The sequence below is a fragment of the Pandoraea sp. NPDC090278 genome (assembly GCF_044772185.1).
In the GTDB taxonomy this organism is placed as follows: Bacteria; Pseudomonadota; Gammaproteobacteria; order Burkholderiales; family Burkholderiaceae; genus Pandoraea.
Genome location: NZ_JBIVYJ010000042.1, coordinates 1 through 1,381 on the forward strand (window position 1 = coordinate 1; position 1,381 = coordinate 1,381).

The 1,381-nt window shown below is 55.5% G+C and carries 1 protein-coding gene; it reads left to right on the plus strand.

All coding sequences use genetic code 11. The features are described 5' to 3' along the window. Positions 1–1,381 (plus strand): beta strand repeat-containing protein (locus ACIQWO_RS27475; protein WP_402830868.1); only part of this gene is annotated, 1,381 nt, incomplete at both ends.

The following is a 1,381-nucleotide window of genomic DNA, read 5'->3' on the forward strand; positions in this document are numbered from 1 at the left end:
GGGGCAACATCACCGTCAATGCCGGTATTACTGGCACCGGCAACGGTTCTCTCACGCTCATTGCCGACAGGAACATTTCGCTGGCCGCACCGATTATCCTTTCGGGGGGGAGCAACGCCCAACTCAATCTGAATGCGACCAATCTGAGCTCATCGGCAGTTGGCACGATTTCGACCACAGGAGGCCTGACGCTCAATATCTCTGGCCTTGGCCAGATGAATGGTGGGATCTCCTTCACGGGTGGTCTGAATGTCAATGGCACCGGGATCGTCACACTCGGTGCCAATAATACGTACACGGGCAACACCTCAATTAACAACGGTACATTGATCGTTGCCGGAGGGGCTATCTCCGGGGCTGGTGGGGTGACTATTGCGGCAAATGGAACCCTTCAGGTCGGTAATGGTACCGCCAATGGTGCACTGGCGGCACTCTCCGGCGCCGGCGGCATATGGAATTACGGCAATCTCGTATTTAATCAGGCGAGCGGAAACACCACCCGCATTGACCGAGCGTTTAGAGCGGGTAGTACAGGTAATGTTACGCAAAGCGGTGTGAATACGACCGTTGCTCTTGGTGCCATTGACACCGCGGGTCTGAGCGGTGGAAGCGCAATTGGCTCGGGTTGGTTAACTGTCAACGCCGGACTGTTCGATCTCGGTACCTCGACTAACATCCTGGGAGGTCCCAACAATAATGGCTCGCTCACTGGTGCCCGAGTCAATTCCGGCGGGACGCTCACCGCGAGTTTGGGTGCCGTACGCCACTTTTTCCAGTTGATTCTGGACGGTGGAACGCTTTCGAGCTATCTCCCTTCGGGTGTTTCGTCTGCCCAGGCGTTAGTGTGGGGGTCGTATCTCCTCAATGGAAATATCACAGTCCTAAGTAATAGTTCAATTACCGCAGAGTATCTTAACAACAATAATAACAATTCGTTCTTTATCGCCAACAATGCCACGCTGAATTTTAGCGGCTCCATGATCACGGCGTCGTCTCCTACAGTTCCGACCCGTTCAATGACCCTGACGGGGCCGGGTCGGTTGTTGGTGCTCGGGCAAAACAGCTACGATGCCAACGGCACGATCTATGTCAACTGCGGAACCCTTCAGGTCGGCAATGGCGGTACCACGGGCACGCTCGGATTGGCGAAGATCGTCAATAACGGGACCTTCATCATTAATCGAAGCGATGCCGTATCGCTTTCGTCGCAGAACATCGTCGAGGGGACGGGTAACACCACAATCATTGGCGGGTGCGTCACAACCGCGGCCTCGATCAGCCAGGACGGGGCAGTCTCGCTGACAGCGACCAATGGCAGTATTGCGACGACCGGCTCCATCGTATCGAACCAAAGTACGGTCTCGCTCAATGCGTCGGGTGG